This is a genomic window from Pyruvatibacter sp. HU-CL02332 (assembly GCF_040362765.1).
Classification (GTDB): Bacteria; Pseudomonadota; Alphaproteobacteria; order CGMCC-115125; family CGMCC-115125; genus Pyruvatibacter.
In genome coordinates, this window is sequence record NZ_BAABWK010000001.1 from 2200465 (window position 1) to 2221143 (window position 20679).

Below are 20679 nucleotides of genomic sequence, written 5' to 3' on the forward strand. Positions count from 1 at the left end.
GTTATCCAAGCCTCATCTTGTCTATGCCAACGAGCCTGTCATAGAGCCAGTACAGCGCCAGCACGCCAGCCAGGAGGAGGGCGCCAAGGGCCGCCGCGAGACCCCAGTTGAGACTTTCCTGCATGTGGAAGGCGATGAGGTTTGAAATCAATTGGCCCGTACGCCCGCCCACCAGCGCCGGGGTGATGTAGTAGCCAACGGCGAGAATGAACACGAGCACAGCGCCCGCGCCGATGCCCGGTGCCGTCAGCGGCAGATAGACCCGCATGAAGGCCGTTGCCGGCGTTGCCCCCAGCGACAGGGCCGCCCGGGTCAGTGATGGCGGAATGCCGCGCATGACCGCGTAGAGCGGCAGCACCGTAAAGGGCAGCAGAATATGCGTCATCGCCACGACAGTGCCGATCTGATTGTAGATCAGCTGAATGCGGCCATCGTCCGACACCAGCCCCGCCCAGACCATCAGATCATTCAGCACGCCTTGCGTTTGCAGCAGCGCGATCCACGACGTTGTCCGTACAAGGAGCGATGTCCAGAAGGGCAGGAGCACAAGGATCATCAGCAGATTGGCCCGTGCGGACGACATATGCGCCATCAAATAGGCAATGGGAAAGCCAAGAGCGAGGCACAGCACCATGACCAGTGCAGAGACCCACAGCGTGCGCCAGAATAGCTGCACATAAAGGCGCTGTTCTTCGGCATTCAGCACAATCGACCCATCGGCGGTTTGGGCACGGTCGAGAGCGGAGAGATAGAAAGTCGGTGTCACCGGTTCTGAAACCCGCTTGATGGCGGCCCATATCTCGCGCTCTCCCCATCGTGGATCAAGTGCCGGCAGGCTTTCACTGTAGGGGGCGTCGAGCCTCGCAACCCGTCGGGCGGATCGCATGACAAGTGATCTTGTGCCCGGCACTTCATAGTTCAGCCGGGTGGCAGCCTGCCCGATGGTGCGCTGCGACCGTGCGGCCATCATGTCGGTCACGAGGATTGCAAAGACTGCTTCATCGGGAATGCCGTCGCCGTCCCAGTTCTGCACCGCCTCACTGAGATGCGGCAGAACCTCGCCAAATGCCGGCGAATACACACTGCGGGTCAGCATGGAGAGGATCGGCACAATGAAGGTGACGATCAGGAATACCAGGAGTGGCGCGACAAGCCCCAGCGCTTTCCACCGCGCAAGCCGATTGGCCCGTTGCAGCTGGCGCTTCAGTTCGGGGGGCGGTGTGTCATAGGGGGCTGCGTCTGCAGCAGTCATGGGTGATCCGGGTATGGCGACAGCAAAAAGGCTGATGCTGCACATGTGCAAATCACCAGCCCTTTTCTCTTATCAGGTTGCGCGCCACTCCGGAACGCGCCACACCGGAACGTGCCCTAGTCTCGACTTTCGTGGGTTTACTGCGCCAGCCACGCATTGAAGCGCTGTTCCAGCTCGTCATTGTAATCTGCCCAGAACTCGTAATCGTTCTGCAATCCGTTGGCGAGGCGCTCCGGCGTCGTCGGCATGTGGGATTTCATGTCCACATCGGGATATTCCGCGTGCGCACCAACCAGTTCGAGGGTTGATTTGCGTGACGGGCCATAGGCAATCCAGCTGGCCTGGCCTGCAAGCCCCTCTGTTGAGGTGGCAAAGGACACAAAATCCATGGCCGCATCGAGGTTCTTGCCGCCCTTGGGCATGACCCACAGATCAAGGTCCCATATCTGCCGGTCCCAGATGATCTCAAAAGGCTGTTTCTCGGCAATTTGCGCGTTGAAGATACGGCCGTTGAATGCACTGGTCATGACCACTTCTCCGTCCGCCAGAAGCTGCGGTGGCTGCGCACCAGCTTCCCACCAGATGACCTCGTCCTTGATCGTATCAAGCTTGGCAAAGGCCCGATCGACGCCTTGAGGCGTAGACAGCACCTCATAGACTTTGTCAGTGGCAACGCCGTCAGCCATCAAGGCAAACTCGAGATTGAACTTCGGAATTTTGCGAAGACCACGCTTGCCCGGATAGGTCTCAAGATCAAAAAAGTCGTCCAGCGTCGAAGGCGCAGTCTCAGGATACTTTGATGCATCAAAGGCAAACACGTTCGACCACACCGAAATGGGAACCGCGCACTCAAACAATGTGCCGGGCAGGAAGTCTTTGAGCGCCGGTGTGCCATCGGGAGCCGGAGGCAGGGATGAGTGATCGACCGGAACCGTCAGACCTTCATCACACAGACGCACGGCTTCAGCGGTCTCAACGTCAACCGCGTCCCAGACCACGTTCCCGCTTTCCACTTGTGCCTTGATGGGGGCGATGTTGCCGTCATAGTCGTCCGATTGAATGATGATGCCAGTGCGCTCACTGAAGGGTTTATGAAATCCTTCAATCTGCGCCTTCGTGTAGGCCCCGCCCCAAGACACGATTGTGAGCGTGGTCTCAGTGCTCTGCGTCGCTTCCTCAATGGGAGTGTCCGGCGTCGCGTCGGCAACAGCCGCATCTGGTGTTGCGGGTGCTTCGGCTGCGTCATTGTTGCCGCTGTCACAGGCGGCAAGTCCAAGGGCCATGATTGCGGTTGCTGTCAGCAATCTGGGCGCAAGCGATGGTGCGAAAGTCATTGCATGTATCTCCCCATTGATACGTAAGCTCTAGGCCGCAGCCCGTGGGCCGTCGGTCTCAAATTCCATATAGTCCAGCGCGTGTGCATCATCTGCTGACCAGCCGACACGTACTTTGTCGCCCCGCGCCAAAGACGCAGAGCCTGCCATGTTGGGCACCTTGACCACAAAATCGTCATTGCCGCCAAGTGTCAGGCGGGCGCGCACATGGTCGCCGAGATAAATCAGTTCGCGAACCGTGCCCTCAAACACATTGTCAAAAGACGCCGTGTCATCAGCGCTTAGAACGTGCACCCGTTCAGGCCGGATGGACAGCAAGGTCCGCGCGCCGGTCTCGTGGACTGCCACAGGGGCCGCGAGCACCAGCCCATTTGAGCCGTCTAGCGCAACAGTGACCTTGCCGCTCACTGTGCCACGTATCTCGCCGGCCAGCCTGTTGCTCTCGCCAATGAAGGACGCCACAAAACTGTTCTGTGGTTCTTCATAGAGGCGGGCAGGCGGGTCGACCTGCTGAATGACCCCGTCATTGAAGACGGCGATGCGGTCAGACATTGTCAGCGCTTCGCCCTGATCATGGGTCACGTAAACGATGGTGATGCCGAGGTTCTCATGCAGCCGCTTGATCTCCAGCTGCATCTGCTCGCGCAACATGCGGTCAAGCGCGCCCAGAGGTTCATCCATCAGCACAAGCTTGGGTTCAAACACCAGCGCGCGCGCGACGGCAACACGCTGTTGTTGACCACCTGACAGCTGCGCGGGCATGCGACTGCCAAAGTCTTCCAGCTCCACCATGTCCAGGGCATCAGCAATCTTTGTTGCAATCACACCGGGCGCCATGCCGCGCACCTTAAGGGGGAAAGCAAGATTTTCTGCGACCGACATATGGGGAAACAGCGCGTAGTTCTGAAACACCATGCCGATGTCGCGCTTGTGCGGCGGCAGCGTGGTGATGGGGTCGCCATCCAGAAGAATGTCGCCGCCCGTGGGCATTTCAAAGCCAGCTAGCATCATCAGGCAGGTTGTCTTGCCTGAGCCCGATGGCCCCAGCAGGGTGAGAAACTCGCCACGGGCAATATCAAGGTCCAGACCTTTGACCACCAGTGTTTCGCCGTCATATGTTTTTTGAACGCCGCGAAATCGCACCAATGGATCAGCAGTGCTGCCATCAGCGCGTGCGTCTGGGGTCGCGGTTTCAGGCAGCGTCTGGGTGTCCATGGAGCCTCTGATAGTCAGGCAAATCAGCCGGTTTCGGCGAGCCTAGACGATCAACCCATCGATGCAAACCGCAAGCCCATGGGCGATCAGCTCTGCTGACTACCGGCCAAACAATCCCTTGAGGAGGTCTTCGGGATTGGGCTGCTTGTTTTCTTCCTTGGGAGCTTCTCCGGAGGAGTTGTCGGAGGAGCCGCCCTGGCCCAGCAGTCCCCGAATAATGTCCTTGGGCTGAATTTTCTCGAGGCTCTCAACACCTTTGAGAAGATCGGTCGGGTTGGAAAGGACCGCCGCCAGATCCGGTGCAAATTTCGGATTGGACCATGTGCCCGTGACGATCACGGGAATATCCAAGCCGGACTTGTCCGCTGTGCCGCCCTGACCTTCAAGTGAGGCAACCAGCTTGGGCTTCAGGCGGTAATTGATCGACTGCTGCACGATGCTGGTTGACCCGGCACCGGTGAGCCGCAGGAGAGGCCCGAGCATCTTGAGGTCGTTGTTCGACAGCACCCCGTTGGTGATGTTGAAGGAGCCATTCAGCTCGCTGAAATCCGTGTCTGAAGACGCTGCATTGCTCCAGCCCGTGATCGGATCAGTCAACGCTGTGCGAATGATCTGCGCCAGGTTGATGCCCTTGATGGCGCCGTTCCTGAAATCAATGTTGCCGTTCCCGTTCAGCGTGTTGACCATCTGTGCCTGAGACGCGCCGCTGGCCGTCACGGCGATGTTGAAAAGGCCGGTCCCATCCAGACGCTTGAAGCCTGCCGCGGCATTGAGGAATGGCTCGAGGGCTAGCCCGGACAGATTGAAATTGGCTGCCAGTGATGGCGTGGCACGACGGCCATTGAGGGTCAGCTTGCCGGTTCCCGAGCCCTGATAGAGTGCCATCTTGGTGAGGTTCGCGACCATTGTGCCATTGGTGATGTCGAGGCCAAGCGCACTTTCACCAATGACGACGTTGCCAAAGATGATTTCACTCGCGGAGAGATTGAGGTCTGTATCGACAGCTTTGAGGCCTGAAAAATCGATCGCGTCCGTGCTCCAGCCCGCATCGCCCTGGCCGCTATAGACATTGGTATCAATCTGATCGACTGCCAAAGTGCCTGACAGCTTGGGCCGTGCGCCTGCGGTTTCCACAACGAGGTTGCCGTTGGCGTTCATGCCGTCCAGTGACATGGTGGCATTGGAAAATGTGTAGCGCGTGCCGGCGCTCGCCAGCTGTCCGTTCAGCGCAAGCGGACCAAAGCCGCCGCCTTCTGCCATCGGACTACCCGTCCATGCGGAAAGCTTGCGCACTGAGGGAACATCAAGGTCAACAGTGCCGCTTGTTGCCAGTGCAGTGCCAAACGTCACGTCACCCGCATAGTTGAAAGTCACCGGATTGGACGAGACGGCAAGCGTTGTTGCCGTGGTCGCTGCTTCAAGCACTGCACGGGGGCGCTCAACGGTGGCGTCAATATTGACCCGTTCGGCGTTCCAGGTGAGCGCGCCTGCCACGTTCAGCTGCTCATCGAGGCTTGGCAGGTTCAGCGTCACATCCACGTCGCTGAAATTGTAAGCCGCACCGGACTGGGCATCGCTGTAGCTGATCTGACCGTTTTCAATGGTCATGTTGGCCAGGGAGACTTCCGCTGGTGCCAGACCGCCACCACTGCTGCCGTCAGTTGGTGTCGTGTCGCCGCCGCCTGATGATGTGTCCTGCGGTGCGGGGGTGGGATCAGCCGGCGCAGCCGCTGGTTCAAACTGCCAGTTCGGCGTGCCGTTGCGCGCAATCTCCAGATTGATGACAGGCTCGCGCAGCACGAATTCATCGACCTGCACCTTGCCGCTCAGCAGCGGCATGATCGCCAGCTCCGCGCGCAACTCCCTCATGGTTGCCATGTTGTCTGACTTGCCGCCCGGCGCATTGGCAAACGTCACGTCGCCGATATTTGCTGCCAGCGCCGGCCAGGCGCTGATGGAGACGTCCCCTGCAATGGTGAGTTTGCGCCCCGTCGCGCTTTCAACGGCCGCTTCAACTTCCTGCTTCACCAGATCGGCAGAAATGAACATGGGCGCAAGAAAAACCGCACCTGCCACAAGAGCAACGACGGCGATAACGAAATAGAGCAAGGCGCGCATTGGGTTTCTCCGGTGCGGTCCCTTGGGTTTTAGTGGCCAAAGGGCCATGAGGGACGCGGGCAGGTGGTGGCGTGTTGTGGCAATCGTACCGCGCTTTTCGCAGTCCTGCCATGCATCACGATTTACTTACTTCCACATTCGCGAAATCCTGTGGCATTGTCATGACCGTCTCATCCATTCGGGGTGAGGTTTTGCGATTCACGCGCTGGTGTACCCCTTAAGGGATGCCAGCACCCAGGAAGAGTTGTCGATGAAAAACGATACTCCCCGCGTGATCGCGTTTTCCAAGCCTTGTCGGCATAGGCATCGCGTCTAGAGACAAGGCTTAGACAAACGCGGTTGGCGTCAGCGGTCTTTCCCGGCGATAGCGGGGCAGGCACGCGACCCTCCTCAAGCTCCCGATTGTATTCGGGCGCTAACCGCATCGTTTGGCCGGGCGCCTGCCCCCAAGTTTGTCCAATTCCGAAAACAAATTTCTTCCTGGGACAGCTCCGCGCAAAGACGTGGGCTGTGAATATCATGACCAATCTAACTACCTTTGAAACAGCCCGCTTTGTGTGGGTCTACTGGATGCGGTACCCACGCCTTTTCTGGGCGTGCGTGGCACTCGTCGTCGGCATGGCAGCGCTTGATGTGGCCCTGCCGCTTGTCGCCGGGCGCTTTGTCGATGCCATTTCAAGCACACTGCCGGAAGATCAGGTGTGGCGGCTGCTGTTCATCGTCATCGGCGTGACAATCCTCTATTTCACCGTGCGCTACATCATGTATCGCGTGTGGATCGTCTTTGCGGCCAACGTCATGCGACATCTGGTGGGCGATGCGTTTGAGCGCGTGCAGCGCTTTTCGTCCGAGTGGCATGCCAATGAGTTTGCCGGCGCAACAGTCCGCAAGATCAGCCGCGGCATGTGGGCCTATGACACCTACGCCGACACGGTGATCCATGCCTTGCTGACGGCCGTGCTGACGCTGATCGGTCTCACCATCATGCTGACCATCCTCTGGCCGGTCATGGGACTGACGGTTGGTGTGCTCATCGCCCTGCATCTGGGCGTTGGCTATTGGCTGTCTGCCAACTGGGTGGCTCCCGCCAACAACATCCACATGGCGGCAGACAGCCGCATTGGCGCCACCATGTCAGACGCCATTACCTGTAACGCCGTGGTCAAGAGCTTCGGTGCGGAGGAACGCGAAGACGTGTCCTTCGAGCGGGTGGTGCGCGACTGGGCGGGCAAGGCGCAGTTCACCTGGATTCGCGGCGAGAACGCCGTGATGTTCCAGGTCGCCATGCAGATCCTGATGATGGCGGCTCTGCTGGGCTTTTCCACCTATTACTGGACCCAGGGACTGGCAACTCCCGGTGATGTGGTGCTGGCGCTCACGACCTTCTTCGTGATCGACAGCCATCTGCGGCACGCGTCCTATCACATCAGAAACGCCCAGCAGGCAATCAACGAACTGGACGATCTGGTGTTGTTCCAGCGTCAGTCCATGGGCGTGGCGGACAGGCCAAATGCCGCGAACTTTGTGCCCGGTTCCGGACGCATTGCCTTTGAGAATGTGCAGTTCGCCTATGCCAATCAGCCGGACCCTATCTATGAGGACTTCAACCTCACGATCCAGCCCGGCGAGCGTGTGGGTCTTGTCGGCCGCTCCGGCTCTGGCAAGAGTACTTTCGTGAAGCTGCTGCAGCGTCTGCATGATGTGGATGGCGGGCAGATTGTCATTGATGGTCAGGACGTGGCGGCGGTCACCCAGTCGTCCCTGCGCCAGTCGATTGCTCTCGTCCCGCAGGACCCGGCCTTGTTCCACCGGTCCTTGGCGGAGAACATCGCCTATGCCCGACCGGACGCCACCCGTGAGGAAGTCATGGAGGCTGCAAGGCGGGCCCATGCGGACGAGTTCATTATGAACCTGCCGCAGGGCTATGACACGGAAGTGGGCGAGCGCGGTGTAAAGCTCTCCGGTGGTGAACGCCAGCGGGTGGCTATTGCTCGGGCATTTCTGGCGGACGCGCCCATTTTGGTGCTGGACGAAGCCACCTCAAGCCTCGACTCCCATACCGAGAGCATCATTCAGGATGCGATCGAGGAGCTGATGCGGGGCCGCACGACGATCCTGATTGCCCACCGGCTGTCTACGCTGCGCGATGTGGATCGTATTCTCGTGTTCCGGCAGGGCCGTATTGTGGAGCAGGGCACCCACGCCCAGCTCATGCAAAGGCCTGATGGTGACTTCAAACAATTGTTGGAAACGCAAGCTGCAGGGCTGGTCTTCTAGATTGGCCCTGCTTCAGGCTTTGATTTCAGGTCGGCGGGGCGGTATCGGTTTGCCATGACAGATCACACCACACAGGCTGCGGTTCTGTGGGAACCCGAAACGCCCGCCGACACGCCCATGGGTCAGTTTGCAAAAACGGCCGGTGTGCGTTGGGAACGATCCCTCGACGATTGGAAGAGCTTGCACGCATGGTCAGTCGATCATCGTGAGGAGTTCTGGCAATCAGTCTGGGATGAGTGCGGCATTGTTGGCGATGCGGGCGATGTGGTTCTTGAGAATGCGCACGCCATGCCCGGCGCGCGGTTTTTTCCCCAGGCACGCCTGAACTTTGCTGAAAACCTGCTGGCCCATGCAGGCAAAGACGACGATGTGGCGCTGGTCTTCCGCTCTGAAACCGGAGATGCCTGGCGGATGACCTGGGGCACGCTGCGCGAAGATGTGGCCAGCGCCCAGCGCGTGTTTGCCCGCTTGGGTGTTGGTCCCGGAGACCGTGTGGCGGCCATGATGCCCAACATGCCTGAGACAGTGGTTGCCATGCTTGCTGCGGCAAGCATCGGGGCGGTCTTCTCCTCCTGCTCGCCGGACTTTGGCGTAAAGGGTGTGCTGGACAGGTTTGGCCAGATCGAGCCGACGCTTCTGATTGGCTGCGGCGGCTACGCCTATGGCGGCAAGACCCACGACACCCGAGACAAGCTGCGCGAGATCGCTGATGGCCTTCCGAGCCTGGCAGGCGTGCTGGTTGTACCCTATATGGCCGACGACCATGTGGGGGCCGTGCCCAAGGCTGAACTCTGGCGCGAGGCGCTGGACGCGGAAGACCCGGACGACCTCAAATTTCTGCCGATGCCATTCGGTCATCCGCTTTACGTGATGTTTTCGTCAGGCACGACCGGCGCCCCCAAATGCATTGTGCATTCTGCGGGCGGCACCTTGCTGCAGCACGCCAAGGAGCATCGTCTGCATTGCGGGCTTACCTCTGACGACACGCTGTTTTACTTCAGCACCTGCGGCTGGATGATGTGGAACTGGCTGGTGTCCGGCCTGCAGGCTGGCGCGACGCTGGTTCTCTATGACGGGTCGCCGTTCCACCCAGGACCGGAAGTTCTGTTTGACGTGGTGCAGCAGCAACGCGTGACGCATTTTGGAACCTCCGCCAAATACATCGACGCGCTCAACAATGAAAAGCTGCGCCCGCGTGACACCCATGACCTGTCTGCCTTGCGCATGTTGCTGTCCACCGGGTCACCGCTGGTGCCTGAAGGCTTTGACTATGTGATGGATGCCATCAAGCCGGACGTGCATTTGGCATCGATTGCTGGAGGCACCGACATCGTATCCTGCTTCGTGCTTGGCAATCCGCTGCTGCCGGTGCATCGCGGAGAAATCCAGGCGGCCGGTCTGGGCATGGCGACGCAAATCTGGAACGACGACGGCAAGCGTGTCTTCAACGAAAAAGGTGAGCTTGTGTGCGTGCGTGCGTTCCCGGCTATGCCCATCGGCTTTTGGAACGATGATGACGACGCGCGCTACCGCGCCGCTTATTTCGAGCGGTTCCCCAATGTCTGGCATCACGGCGATTTTGCGGAAGAAACGGACACCGGCGGTTTCATCATCCACGGACGATCGGACGCGACGCTGAACCCCGGCGGCGTGCGCATCGGCACGGCGGAAATCTACCGGCAGGTGGAGCAGCTGCCGGAGGTCACAGAGTCCCTCGTGATCGGTCAGGACTGGCAGGGTGACACCCGGGTGGTGCTGTTCGTTGTTCTGGCAGATGGCGCGACCCTCGACGCTGACCTTGAAGCGCGCCTGCGCAAGCAGATTCGCGAAGGCGCCAGCCCCCGACATGTCCCTGCACGTGTTGTGGCGGTGGCGGATATCCCGCGCACCAAGTCGGGCAAGATCACCGAATTGGCGGTGCGCGACGTGGTCCATGGCCGAGAGGTCAAAAACCGTGAGGCTCTGGCAAATCCTGAAGCCCTGGACCTCTATCGGGGCCTCGACGCGCTCAAATCCTAGCCTTTACGAAACCCCGGGATTGCTGACTCTTCTGCTTGACATGAGAATGGTTCTCATATTCAGTTGCGGCAATTGCGCGGGCTGATCGCGCGGTTTTTGTAATCTCTCGGAGTGCTGATCCAATGCGTCTTCTGGTTGCTGCTGCGGCGGCTGTCATTGCTTTTCCTCTCGCCGCGCAGGCCGCGGGCGAAGTGAACATCTATTCTTCTCGTCACTATGATACGGACGAGCGGCTCTACTCTGATTTTGAAGAAGCCACCGGCATCACCGTCAACCGGATTGAAGACAAGGCCAACGTGCTCATCGAGCGCATCAAGGCCGAAGGCGAGAATTCTCCTGCTGATATTCTGCTGACAGTGGACGCGGGCCGTCTCTATCAGGCAGATCAGGCCGGTATCTTCCAATCGATCGACTCCGACACACTGGAAGACCGTATTCCGGAAAACCTCCGTCACCCGGACGGCCACTGGTTTGGGTTCTCCACCCGTGGCCGTGCCATCTTCTATGACAAGGCCAAGATCGACCCGGCTGACGTCCAGACCTATGCAAGCCTCGCTGATCCCAAGCTGAAGGGTCTCGTCTGCACGAGGTCCTCATCAAACATCTACATGCTGTCGCTTCTGGCATCTGTTGTTGAGCATCGCGGCGAAGAAGATGCCAAGGCGTGGGTTGAAGGCTTGTGGGCCAACCGCGCCCGCGACCCTGAAGGCGGCGATACGGACCAGCTGCGCGCCATTGCGTCGGGCCAGTGCGCCATTGCTGTTGCCAACACCTACTACTTTGCCCGTGCGCTCTCTCAGGACGTACGCGACCTGGCCAACCCGGACGACACGGACCGCATCGGCATTGTGTTCCCGGATCAGCCGACTGAGGACAATGACGCAAACGGCACCCACGTAAATGTGTCGGCCGGTGGTGTAGTGGCAAATGCCCCCAACCGCGACAATGCCATTGCCTTCCTGGAGTATCTGGCAACCGATGCGGCGCAGAAATACTTCGCCGACGGCAACAACGAATACCCCGTCGTTGAAGGTGTCGAGGCTTCATCCGCTGTTGAGTCACTGGGTGCATTTGAGGCAGACGACCTGCCGCTCATCAAGCTGGGTGAAAACCAGGCCACAGCTCAGAAAATCTACAACGAAGTCGGCTACCAGTAAGATCCTCCCTGGCAGCAGGCATACTTGGGGCCCGGTCGCTTTTGCGATCGGGCCTCCTTTTATTTGCCAGTCTTTTTATTTGGGCGTCTTGCTGCCGGGCCGTGACGCCATGATCGTCCGTGACAGGATGATCACCGGCAGGAGGCCGGTTGCGACAATCATCAAACTGGCGGTGGATGCTTCCGCCAGTCGTTCGTCGCTTGCAAGCCGATAGGCCTGAATGGCCAGCGTATCGAAGTTGAAGGGCCGCATGATCAATGTGGCCGGTAGTTCTTTCACCACATCTACAAACACAATGAGGCCGGCGGTCAAAAGACTGCCCCGCATCAGCGGTGAGTGAACTTCAATCAGTGTGGCCAGCTTCGAGCGCCCAAGCGACCGGGCAGCCGCATCCATATTGGGCGTCACCTTGGCAAGGCTTGCCTCAACCGTGTTGATGGACACCGCCATGAAGCGGACGATATAGGCGAACACGAGGCCAACGATGGAGCCTGTCAGGATAAGCCCTGTTGATATACCAAACGTCGCGCGCATCCATGCGTCCAGCGCGTTGTCCATATTCGCCAGCGGAATGAGCACACCCACGGCGATCACTGATCCGGGGATCGCATAGCCAAGGCTCGTCATCCGGTTGGCAAGGCGTGCGAGCGGGCTGCCCGAGAGCCGGACTGCGTACGCCATGAGCAGCGCCAGAGCCACGGCCAGCACCGCGGCAATCCCTGCCAGTGTGAAAGTGTTGAGTGTCAGCGTGATGTAACGGCTGCCGAACAGATCATGCCCGCCAACAAAGTTGAGATAGATGAGAATACCCAGCGGCAGCAGGAAACCGAGTGTCACCGGCAAGGCGCATGCTGCAAAGGCGAGGGCACCGCGGATGCCTTTGAGCTCATAGTCCGGCAGGCGCTGCAGCCGCGTTGTGGTTTGCTCGTAGGTGGCGCCCGACCGGCTGAGGCGTTCTACAAGAATGAGCAGCGTGACAATGCCCAACAGTCCAGCAGAAAGCTGGCCCGCCAACACCCGGTCCCCAAGGGAAAACCAGCTTTGATAGATCGCCGTCGTAAAGCTGCGCACACCAAAGTGCGAAACCGTTCCGAAATCAGCCAGCGTTTCCATGATCGCAAGCGCAGCGCCCGCCGCAATGGCAGGGCGGGCCAGGGGAAGCGCCGTCTTCCAGAACGCGCCCCAGGCTGACTGGCCAAGGGTGCGGGCGGCTTCAAGGGCGCAGACTGATTGTTCAAGGAATGTCGCGCGCGCCAGCAGATAGACATAGGGGTACAGCACGAAGGAAAACACGAACACCGCGCCCCCTTCGGAGCGAATGTTGGGGAACCAGTAATCCTGCGCACCCCATCCGGTAACGTCGCGCAGCAAGGTTTGTACGGGGCCGGGGTGGTGCAGAAAGTCCGTATACGCATAAGCCACCACATAGGCGGGCACGGCGAGGGGCAGGATCAGCGCCCAGTGGAAAATCTCGCGACCGGGAAACCGGCACATGGTCACAAGCCATGCGGTTGAAACCCCGAGCACAAGAACGCCCGCCAGCGTGCCGGTCGCAAGGATGAGCGAGTTGGTCAGCAACTGGGCCATGACGGACTGGCCAAGACCCGAGAGGCTTGCGGTTGTCGTATCAAACAGGCTGGAAATGACCGCCAGCGCCGGCAGAGAAATGACCAGTGCCACAATAAAGGCGCTGATAGTCAGCGTGCGCCCGGCCGTCCCTGTCGAAAAGAGCCCGCGCAGCCGTGCCGCTAGCGGAAGTCCCGCGTCTGGCAGGCCCCGGTCTGGCAGGCCCCTGTCTGTCAGGGCAGAATGTGACGGCTCTATGAGGGCCATAAGATGAAAAACGTCTGGCTGTGAACTGGATCAGGAAGCGGCTTAGGCTTACTGAGAATGAGTGTCAATAAACTCATCCCATTTGGCCAGACGCAATTGGTCGCGCCCTTAACCCCCGTCAGGACCCCGGTCAGGTCGCCAGCACGGCCGTTGGCGGGAAAACCGCACGAACCCTGGTGCCTTCGCCCGGTGTACTCTCAATCTCAAAGGTGGCCTTGTTGGCCTCAACCAGCGTTTTGGCCAGCGGCAACCCAAGGCCCAGGCCGCGTCCCAATCCATGTTGACCGTCTTTTGCCTCGGCCAGGTCAGCCTGTGCTTCTTCCACCTGGCCAAATGGCTCAAGCGCGGCTGCCAGCTGGGCGTCATCCATGCCGATGCCGGTGTCGACCACAGACAGGGCAACGCCACCGTCATCGGTCACACGCACACCAAGAGTGATCGTGCCGCCTGACTTGGTGAACTTGATAGCGTTGCCCAGCAGATTGATCAGCACCTGCCGCAGGGAGCGGGCGTCCGCCACGACCGGTGGGACATTCGCACTAATCTCGGCAAACAGGGTGAGGCCGCGGTCCGCAGCTTCCGCACGCAGAAGATCACTCATGGCATGCACCATGTCGGCCAGATCAACAGCTTCAAACGACAGTGTGCGCCGCCCGTTTTCAGAGCGGGCCATTTCCAGCAGATCATCCACAAGGCCAAGCAGGTGTTCGCCGCCCGTGTGAATGTCGCGGGCATATTCGAGATATTTTTCGTTGCCCATGGGCCCGAAGTGTTCGTTGGCCATGACCTCGGAAAATCCGAGAATGGCATTGAGCGGCGTGCGCAATTCGTGGCCGACGCGGGACATCAAGGCACGCGCTTCAAGAGCTGCAGTCTTGGTATCGGTCCCGGCGGGCTGGGACGTGGCCGTCGCGGGCGTATCGGCATTGGGTGCAGCCGGGGCAGGGGCTGCCAGAACCCGTGCCCTGTCTGCGATGTCATTGAAATAGGCCGCGACCGCTGCCCCGCCGCTATTGGGATCAAGGGCCCGGGTCAGGGTGACGCGCGCAAGGCGTGCGCCAAACCGCGTGCCAATGCGGAAGGTTGCAGACGAGAGCCCCTCTGCCAGCGCGTGCCCGGTCAGCCTGAGCGCGGCTTTGGGGTCGCCAAGCAACTCCGCAAGGTCTGGTGTTTTTTCACCCAAAAGGGCGATAGACGCATCATTGCCGGCAAGCCAAGTGCCGTCGGCGGCAAAAAGAGCGCCGGGCGCTGCGATGGCTTCACCCAGCGCCGCCACGCGCGCTTCCGCACTGTCTGGCTCGGCATCAACTCCGACCACCACGGCAAGGCCGATGCGTCCGTCGCTCAATGGTTGAAGAGAGACAGTGACGTCGAGTGGGTTTCCGCCTTCGGGGTGGGGCATCCGTCCGTCAACGGAGGATATCGTATCCTGGCGGGCTGAGGCCGTTGCCATCAGCTGTGTGAGTGCGGCTGCAAACCGGCCCTGCGGTGCGAAGGGTCGTTCGATTAGATCAAGAATGCCGACTTCACCAAACAGCGCTGCGGCTTCTTCATTAGCCTCAGCCACGCGGGCGCGCTCGCCATCCCAGACAAAACGGGGGTCAGGCCGGGTATCAAGCCCGGTGGCAGGCGTGGTCGGTGTCTGGTCGTCGATGGACGTCATGCATGACCGTTCGGGCAGGTGGCACCAGGATACGTAGCCAGCCTTAAGGACCAGCTACGCCAGAAAACCGTGCACATAGGAAAGCGATTGTCTCGGCACAGTGTGGTTGTTCCCCAACAACCTTGTCCACCAATGACATGCGCGCTCCCCCAAGCACACTCAAAGACTATAGCCTCAAACGCGGCACCCTGTGACCCCTCGTAAGTCCAATAGGGCACGGACCTGTGGCAAACGGGCAATTGTCCGCTTAGGCTTGTGAAAACGGCCCAGAGACACGAGGCCGAGGGATAGGGAAAACCAAAATGGCGACAGCTCCAAAACGTAAGACCACGGCCAAAAAATCCACCAAAAAGACCGCTGCAAAGCGCAAGACAGCCTCACGCGCCAAGGCGTCCGGCAGGCCCGCAAACAAGGGCTCCCAGGGCCAGTGGGTGCTGATTACAGGGGCATCGGCCGGTATTGGAGAAGCGCTGGCAGGAAAATTCGCCGCCGGTGGCTTTGATCTCGTCCTTGCGGCACGCAGCAAGGACAAACTCGCAAAGCTGGGGAAAAAGCTCTCAGCCGAGCACGGCATCGCGACCGAGGTGGCCCAGATTGACCTGTCGAAACCCGGCGCCCCTCGTGACCTGTTCAACGAGATGGCAAGCCGGGGCATCGATATCGACGTGCTGGTGAACAATGCCGGTGTGCTGGAAATGGGCCCCTTCAAGAGTCAGGAGCCGGAAACGCTGGGCGACATGATCCGCCTCAATACGGTGGCTTTGACGGAACTCGCAGCCCTGTTTGTGCCGCCCATGGCCAAACGAAAATCCGGACGTGTACTGAATGTTGCCTCTGTTGCGTCGTTCCAGCCGGTTCCATCACTGGCCGTTTACGCGGGCACCAAGGCTTTTGTTCTGTCTTTGACCGAGTCCTTGGCTGAAGAACTCAAGTCCGATGGCGTGACCGTGACAGCGCTGTGCCCTGGCATTACCGAGACCAACATGTTCGGCACCATCAAGAGCAGCAATGAACGCACCGAGCGTATTCCATCCTTCCTCGTGGGCGATGTGCAGGAAGTGGCACAGGAAGGCTATGACGCCTGCATCAAGGGCGACGTGGTGCGCGTTCCCGGGCTGGCCTATGCGATGACAACCAGCATTGGCCGCGCATCCCCGCGGTGGCTTACCCGGCTTGTGGCCGGGGCTATTGGGCGGCAGATGATGTAGCTGTCGCCATTTCTTGAGGGGGCGGCGGCGCAAGGCGATTGAGGTCTGCTGCCTGTGGCACCGCAATGCCACCCAGCCATGCGGCAATCATGGCATTGACGGTTTCCGGCGCCTCCTGCTGCACCCAGTGAGAGACGCCCGGCAGCCGACGCAGGGTGAAGTCGCTCATGAGCGGGTCCATCTTGTCCGTGGTCTCAACACACAGGGCTGAATCTTCTTCCCCCCAGATCATCAATGTCGGGACTTCGATCACTGGCGGTTCGCGCCACAAATCGTGATAGGGCGTCTGGCGCCGCATGGCCGCGCGGTAGTAGTTGACCATAGCAGTGAGCGCCCCCGGCTTGAGTGCGGCCTCGCGATAGACATTCAGGACGTCGTCTGGAAAGCGCGATTTGTCGACCGCCATATCGTGGAACGCGCGGCCAATGGCTTCGGCCTTCTTGGCGCCCAGCAATTTTTCAGGCAGCCAAGGTATCTGGAAAAAGAACGTGTACCAGGAGCGCTTGAACTGCTTCCAGGTTTTGAATTCGTCCACGAAGCGTTTGGGATGCGGCAGGTTCATAACGATGAAGCGATCAATCTCTCGCTTCTTGCCGAGCAGAAAACTCCACGCAATCGCACCGCCCCAGTCATGGGAGACGAGGCAGATTTCATCTGCGAGGCCCTCAGCCTTTGCTACATCAATCAGCCCGGCCACATCATCAATCAACACATCCAGGCGATAGGCATCAATGCCTTCAGGCCGCGAGGTATCGCCATAACCACGCAGATTGGGGGCCCAGACCGTGTAGCCCGCATTGGTGAAAGTGGAAATCTGGTCACGCCAGGAAAAATTGAGTTCCGGGAACCCGTGCAGCAGCAGCGCCAGTTTGCGCTTTCCGCTGACCTGGCTGCCTGCAGCGCCCGCATGGACGGGCTGCGCGACAGCAACCTCAAAACGAATGCCGTTGGCCTCAATGAATGTCGTCTGCGTGCCCGGAACCATCTGCCACCCTGCCTGCAATGTGTTTTGCGGGCAGTCTAACAGCAGGTTACGCGCCGCTTGTAGGGCTTAGTTGGTGGCAGGAGCCAGGAGCATTTTGGGCGGCACGTTGCGTATCGTATCCCAGATGGCATGGGCGATCTTCTCATTGCGCTCTGCCGTTTCGTTCCACATGGCTTTTGTGTCTTCATCGATGAACAAGAAGAGCTTTTCGTCGGCTACCTGCCAGGCTGGGCTGCGCTCGGGGCGCAGCTTCTTGCCCATGCGAACACCCATCGCGCCATAGCCGCCAAATTGCGGGGCCAGCGCTGCGGGATCTTTCAGGAAGAGGTCACGATTGTCCGTGCTGACAAAACGATAGATCGCCCCATCATGGGTGGCGGTAATGTCCTTGTCGCCCTTGAGGGCCTCTCCCTTGGTGAAGAACGCCACCACGTCATAGCCAACAGCAGCCACGCCAATCCAGTTGGTTGCCACATGAGAGGGCCGGTCCGCGAGGGCTGCTGACAGATCATCGGGCGCTGCCTGCGCGGGGCCGGCGCTGCCATACACAATAGCGGCCACCACCACGGCAATGGCGGCAAGGGCATTCAGGGATCGGTTGGCCCAGTCCATCATCGGCTTTCCTCAACTCACAGGCCCGACAGGGGCATTTGATGGAAGAAAGCCTAAAAGACGAGGTCTCAAGGGGGCGGTAATCCAAAAGCTCAAATTTGAAGCGAATTCGGTGGGGACTCCGTGCGGGCAATCGGGGATTTTGGCTGGAACAGGCCGAAAAAGCCGCCATATCCCTTCTTGCAATCGCCATGGCGGGACGCTAGTTTCCGCCTCCGCAACCGGGTTGAGGGCGAAAGTCCTGTGTGCGCCGGTTGGCTGAAATGTGCCGCCTTAGCTCAGTTGGTTAGAGCGCCGGTTTGTGGAACCGGAGGTCCTTGGTTCGAACCCATGAGGCGGTACCATTTCCCTTTTTCTCCGGAAAATCACCTGCCGATGAGTGCCTTGAGGTCCGCCAGTACCGGCATGTCCTCCAGATCCTGATGTGTGATGACTGACCAGTCGATGCCTGTAGGGGCGTCCGGCGGTGAAGCAATCTCCAGACTGTGCGTCGGCATAACAATGAACGTCAGCGGTTCATCCGTCCCCACCTGGGGGAAATCATCCACCAGCTGCACATCATGAATCGTGGTGGCAACGGGCACCGGGGCATGCCCCAGTTCCAGCAAAATGCCGTATTCCCGGTCAGCGTAGCCTGCGCCCTTGCCGCATCTTTTGCCCGAGGGCGTGACGGCTACGGAGCCGGACACGATGGCATCCATCTGCGGCAGATCCTTGAGCACCACCTGCGTTGCCCATTTGGGCATGGTCGACATGGCCGCCGCCTGCCGAACCGCATCATGGGGCACAGCGGCCGCCTCGATGCGCCAGAAGCCACCGGCCAGCTTTGGCGTCGGCACATAGACATCAATGCCGCGCCGTAAGGCTTCCGCCCGCACAGCGCTTTGGGCGGAATCCGGATTGATCTTCAGCGCTGTCGCGTTGGCAAAGACGGGAATATCAAACAACCGCTTCGCCGCTTCGCCAGCGCCCTTGAAGTTGGGAATGCGCCCATGCGGCGGGAACGGGAAGGCGGCCAGCTTTTCATTGCTCAGCCGGTCCCACACATGGGTGCGCGCCGCGTCCTTGGTGGTGAAAGAAAGCGACGTGCTCATCGTCGTCCCTTTCCGCCACCCGCCTTGCGGGTGCGCTTGTGGAAATCTGCCGGGCGCTTGCGGACCCATTTGATGAAGGCCGCAACATCTGGATGGTCAGTAAGCGCCTCCACCGTGTGGAAGGACTGCGCCAGCTCGCTCTCCGTAAACAGCGAGTGGATTTTTTTGTGGCAGATGGGATGCAGCGGCACGGTCTGGGTCCCGCCCTTGAGGCGCGGGATCAGATGATGCTTTTCCACCCGGTCCCCCAGCGGGCGGGCGCACAAGGCACACACCGGCCCCTCGTCGGATGCATCTAAGAGCGACGCTGTCGGCAGGTCTGGCAGGGGACTGAGACGGCGGTCTGTCATGCAGAGGAAATGGCGTGTCGGCGGCGAAAAGTCAAAAACACCTGACAGCGGGCGTCAGGTCGCTAGACTGCGTCGGAACACATTTCAGGGAGGTCTTCAATGGACACCAAAGCAGACGACGCAATCACCCAGATGGCAACACCCGTGGTGCCGCCTGCATCCGGCGAAGCGCTGCATATCGGCGAAGACGATCTGCCATTTGTGGACCTTGGAGATGGCACCAGGATCCAGCTGCAGCAGGTTGACCTGACCCAGGGGCTGTGGGTCTTGCGCACCAAATTCTCGCCGGGCTATCAGGTGGCAACGCACTATCACACAGGGCCTGTCTTTGCAGTGACCTTCACCGGCAGCTGGCACTACCGCGAATATCCCGACGTGGTGAACTCAAAAGGATCCTATCTGTTTGAGCCTGCAGGTTCGGTCCACACTCTGATTGTGCCGGATACCAACACCGAAGAAACGGATGTGTGGTTTGCCATCTATGGTCCCAACATCAACACAGATGAAACCGGTCAGGTCACCGGCATTCTGGATGCCAACAGCATCCTCAATGTCTATCGCGCCATGTGCGATGAACAGGGCCTGTCCTATGACAAGCTCATCGTGATCGGTGAAGACCTCTAGGTCTGCCACACGATAGAACACAAAAGAAAAGCCCGGGCGGTGCAACCGCCCGGGCTTTTTTGTCAGCAGGTTTTAGCCGCCGATTTTGTACAATCCCGTCACGATGCCGGAGTTGCTTTCGTACCGCATGATGTGGGTGCCGACGAGAACATCCGTATGTGACGGACACTCCGAAATCTGCCCCTTCAGCCATGCCGGGATCGGTTTTGCCCGCTTGAGCAGGCCCGGCGGCATCAACTGGCCTTCCACCAGCCCGGCCTGGATATAGTCCGGAAGCGGGCGTTGTGGATGAGCCATGCGCTCATAGTAAGCGTCGAAGGCTTGCTGCTCGGCAATCGAGAACCCACTCGAACAGGCCGCTTCGAACTGATTGTCCAACACAGCATCTGACGGCGCAGTCGTGCCCGACGGTTGCGCGGGGGCCGTCTGCGCAGGTGCAGCCTGAGGCTCCGGTACGGCCGGCGCGTTTTGTGCCGCTGGTTGCTGCGTTGGCTGGGCTGTCGGCTGCGTTGTCGGCTGGGCAGCCGGATCCGCAGCAGGCGTTGCCGGGGACGAGGCAGGGGTTGCAGGCTGCGCGGGCGCAGCAGGAGCCTGCCCGGCAGGTGCCGGCTGTCCCGTTCCCGGAGCAGAAGGCGCGGGAGCCGACGTTGCAGGAGCAGACGGTGCGGGCGCGGCTGGCGCCGTGCCTGCGGGCGCCCCAGGCGTGCCGGCATTGCCGCCCGCACCTGCAGCACCTGCTGCCGCATCATCACCGCCGCCAAGAATGGCAGCCCCAATGCCGACGGCCGCTGCGCCGCCAACAATCGCTGCCGCCGTGCCAGCGTCTATGCCGCCAGACCCGCCTGTCGAGCCGGACGTAGCAGGCGGTGTGGGTGCGCTAGGCGTTGCAGGCACAGAAGGCGTCGTAGGCGCTGGGACCGCAGGTGCTGGCGGCACGA

15 protein-coding genes, 1 tRNA gene and 1 pseudogene are annotated in these 20679 nt (G+C 60.1%); 6 read left to right on the forward strand and 11 right to left on the reverse strand.

Going from position 1 to position 20679, the window contains the following annotated elements; all coding sequences use genetic code 11:
* Position 1 precedes the first annotated feature (1 nt).
* From ABXH05_RS10430 to ABXH05_RS10445, 4 genes are all read right to left on the reverse strand, one after another.
* Positions 2-1252 (reverse strand): ABC transporter permease, encoded by a 1251-nt coding sequence (locus ABXH05_RS10430; protein ID WP_353560945.1) that lies wholly within the window; start codon positions 1250-1252, stop codon positions 2-4.
* Positions 1253-1389: 137 nt separating this feature from the next.
* The gene (locus ABXH05_RS10435) at positions 1390-2586 is read right to left on the reverse strand and encodes a polyamine ABC transporter substrate-binding protein (RefSeq protein ID WP_353560946.1); all 1197 of its coding nucleotides are present in this window, start codon (positions 2584-2586) and stop codon (positions 1390-1392) included.
* A 30-nt stretch (positions 2587-2616) separates the two neighbouring features.
* Positions 2617-3801 carry an ABC transporter ATP-binding protein gene (locus ABXH05_RS10440; protein ID WP_353560947.1) on the reverse strand — a complete coding sequence of 395 codons (1185 nt, stop codon included), beginning with the start codon at positions 3799-3801 and terminating at the stop codon, positions 2617-2619.
* Between the two features lie 99 nt (positions 3802-3900).
* Positions 3901-5919 (reverse strand): AsmA family protein, encoded by a 2019-nt coding sequence (locus ABXH05_RS10445; RefSeq protein WP_353560948.1) that lies wholly within the window; start codon positions 5917-5919, stop codon positions 3901-3903.
* Between the two features lie 519 nt (positions 5920-6438).
* Between ABXH05_RS10445 and ABXH05_RS10450 the strand changes: the two genes are divergently transcribed.
* The 3 genes from ABXH05_RS10450 (at position 6439) to ABXH05_RS10460 (ending at position 11372) form a co-directional block, all read left to right on the forward strand.
* Positions 6439-8196 carry an ABC transporter ATP-binding protein gene (locus ABXH05_RS10450; RefSeq protein ID WP_353560949.1) on the forward strand — a complete coding sequence of 586 codons (1758 nt, stop codon included), beginning with the start codon at positions 6439-6441 and terminating at the stop codon, positions 8194-8196.
* Between the two features lie 54 nt (positions 8197-8250).
* Positions 8251-10215: an acetoacetate--CoA ligase gene (locus tag ABXH05_RS10455; protein ID WP_353560950.1), complete on the forward strand. Its 1965-nt coding sequence runs from the start codon at positions 8251-8253 to the stop codon at positions 10213-10215.
* A gap of 122 nt (positions 10216-10337) precedes the next feature.
* On the forward strand, positions 10338-11372 hold the full coding sequence (locus tag ABXH05_RS10460) for a Fe(3+) ABC transporter substrate-binding protein (RefSeq protein ID WP_353560951.1): 1035 nt from the start codon (positions 10338-10340) through the stop codon (positions 11370-11372).
* Between the two features lie 75 nt (positions 11373-11447).
* Here ABXH05_RS10460 and ABXH05_RS10465 read toward each other — a convergent pair whose 3' ends face one another.
* A complete protein-coding gene (locus ABXH05_RS10465; RefSeq protein ID WP_353560952.1) occupies positions 11448-13205 on the reverse strand; it encodes an ABC transporter permease in 1758 nt (585 codons plus the stop codon).
* A 130-nt stretch (positions 13206-13335) separates the two neighbouring features.
* The gene (locus ABXH05_RS10470; RefSeq protein ID WP_353560953.1) at positions 13336-14868 is read right to left on the reverse strand and encodes a sensor histidine kinase; all 1533 of its coding nucleotides are present in this window, start codon (positions 14866-14868) and stop codon (positions 13336-13338) included.
* Positions 14869-15170: 302 nt separating this feature from the next.
* Here ABXH05_RS10470 and ABXH05_RS10475 point away from each other — a divergent pair, with 302 nt between their 5' ends.
* Entirely contained in the window at positions 15171-16076 is a 906-nt protein-coding gene (locus ABXH05_RS10475; RefSeq protein WP_353560954.1) for an SDR family NAD(P)-dependent oxidoreductase, read from the forward strand.
* Here ABXH05_RS10475 and ABXH05_RS10480 read toward each other — a convergent pair.
* Together ABXH05_RS10480 and ABXH05_RS10485 are read right to left on the reverse strand one after the other, a co-directional pair.
* The gene (locus ABXH05_RS10480; protein WP_353560955.1) at positions 16054-17061 is read right to left on the reverse strand and encodes an alpha/beta fold hydrolase; all 1008 of its coding nucleotides are present in this window, start codon (positions 17059-17061) and stop codon (positions 16054-16056) included. The two genes, ABXH05_RS10475 and ABXH05_RS10480, sit on opposite strands and share 23 nt — an antisense overlap.
* Before the next feature lie 66 nt (positions 17062-17127).
* Positions 17128-17676 carry a YHS domain-containing (seleno)protein gene (locus tag ABXH05_RS10485; protein WP_353560956.1) on the reverse strand — a complete coding sequence of 183 codons (549 nt, stop codon included), beginning with the start codon at positions 17674-17676 and terminating at the stop codon, positions 17128-17130.
* Between the two features lie 264 nt (positions 17677-17940).
* Here ABXH05_RS10485 and ABXH05_RS10490 point away from each other — a divergent pair.
* A tRNA-His gene (locus tag ABXH05_RS10490) sits at positions 17941-18017 on the forward strand.
* A 21-nt stretch (positions 18018-18038) separates the two neighbouring features.
* Here ABXH05_RS10490 and ABXH05_RS10495 read toward each other — a convergent pair.
* Both ABXH05_RS10495 and ABXH05_RS10500 read right to left on the reverse strand, forming a co-directional pair.
* Positions 18039-18767: a 5-formyltetrahydrofolate cyclo-ligase gene (locus tag ABXH05_RS10495; protein WP_353560957.1), complete on the reverse strand. Its 729-nt coding sequence runs from the start codon at positions 18765-18767 to the stop codon at positions 18039-18041.
* Complete coding sequence (locus ABXH05_RS10500) at positions 18764-19117, reverse strand: HNH endonuclease (RefSeq protein WP_353560958.1); 354 nt, start codon at positions 19115-19117, stop codon at positions 18764-18766. Before ABXH05_RS10500 ends, ABXH05_RS10495 begins: the two co-directional genes overlap by 4 nt.
* 99 nt (positions 19118-19216) lie before the next feature.
* On the opposite strand from ABXH05_RS10500, the gene ABXH05_RS10505 reads away from it, so the two are divergent.
* Positions 19217-19741, forward strand: a complete 525-nt coding sequence (locus tag ABXH05_RS10505) for a 2,4'-dihydroxyacetophenone dioxygenase family protein (RefSeq protein WP_353560959.1) — start codon at positions 19217-19219, stop codon at positions 19739-19741.
* A 72-nt stretch (positions 19742-19813) separates the two neighbouring features.
* Here the strand turns inward: ABXH05_RS10505 and ABXH05_RS10510 are convergent.
* Positions 19814-20679 (reverse strand): annotated as a pseudogene (locus ABXH05_RS10510) (hypothetical protein); the annotation flags it as partial.

What these genes read in the sequence shown, in the direction of transcription:
- ABXH05_RS10430 (WP_353560945.1), bottom strand. Translation starts at nt 1,252, where the DNA reads ATGACTGCTGCAGACGCAGCCCCCTATGACACACCGCCCCCCGAACTG.
- ABXH05_RS10435 (WP_353560946.1), bottom strand. Translation starts at nt 2,586, where the DNA reads ATGACTTTCGCACCATCGCTTGCGCCCAGATTGCTGACAGCAACCGCA.
- ABXH05_RS10440 (WP_353560947.1), bottom strand. Translation starts at nt 3,801, where the DNA reads ATGGACACCCAGACGCTGCCTGAAACCGCGACCCCAGACGCACGCGCT.
- ABXH05_RS10445 (WP_353560948.1), bottom strand. Translation starts at nt 5,919, where the DNA reads ATGCGCGCCTTGCTCTATTTCGTTATCGCCGTCGTTGCTCTTGTGGCA.
- ABXH05_RS10450 (WP_353560949.1), top strand. Translation starts at nt 6,439, where the DNA reads ATGACCAATCTAACTACCTTTGAAACAGCCCGCTTTGTGTGGGTCTAC.
- ABXH05_RS10455 (WP_353560950.1), top strand. Translation starts at nt 8,251, where the DNA reads ATGACAGATCACACCACACAGGCTGCGGTTCTGTGGGAACCCGAAACG.
- ABXH05_RS10460 (WP_353560951.1), top strand. Translation starts at nt 10,338, where the DNA reads ATGCGTCTTCTGGTTGCTGCTGCGGCGGCTGTCATTGCTTTTCCTCTC.
- ABXH05_RS10465 (WP_353560952.1), bottom strand. Translation starts at nt 13,205, where the DNA reads ATGGCCCTCATAGAGCCGTCACATTCTGCCCTGACAGACAGGGGCCTG.
- ABXH05_RS10470 (WP_353560953.1), bottom strand. Translation starts at nt 14,868, where the DNA reads ATGACGTCCATCGACGACCAGACACCGACCACGCCTGCCACCGGGCTT.
- ABXH05_RS10475 (WP_353560954.1), top strand. Translation starts at nt 15,171, where the DNA reads ATGGCGACAGCTCCAAAACGTAAGACCACGGCCAAAAAATCCACCAAA.
- ABXH05_RS10480 (WP_353560955.1), bottom strand. Translation starts at nt 17,061, where the DNA reads ATGGTTCCGGGCACGCAGACGACATTCATTGAGGCCAACGGCATTCGT.
- ABXH05_RS10485 (WP_353560956.1), bottom strand. Translation starts at nt 17,676, where the DNA reads ATGATGGACTGGGCCAACCGATCCCTGAATGCCCTTGCCGCCATTGCC.
- ABXH05_RS10495 (WP_353560957.1), bottom strand. Translation starts at nt 18,767, where the DNA reads ATGAGCACGTCGCTTTCTTTCACCACCAAGGACGCGGCGCGCACCCAT.
- ABXH05_RS10500 (WP_353560958.1), bottom strand. Translation starts at nt 19,117, where the DNA reads ATGACAGACCGCCGTCTCAGTCCCCTGCCAGACCTGCCGACAGCGTCG.
- ABXH05_RS10505 (WP_353560959.1), top strand. Translation starts at nt 19,217, where the DNA reads ATGGACACCAAAGCAGACGACGCAATCACCCAGATGGCAACACCCGTG.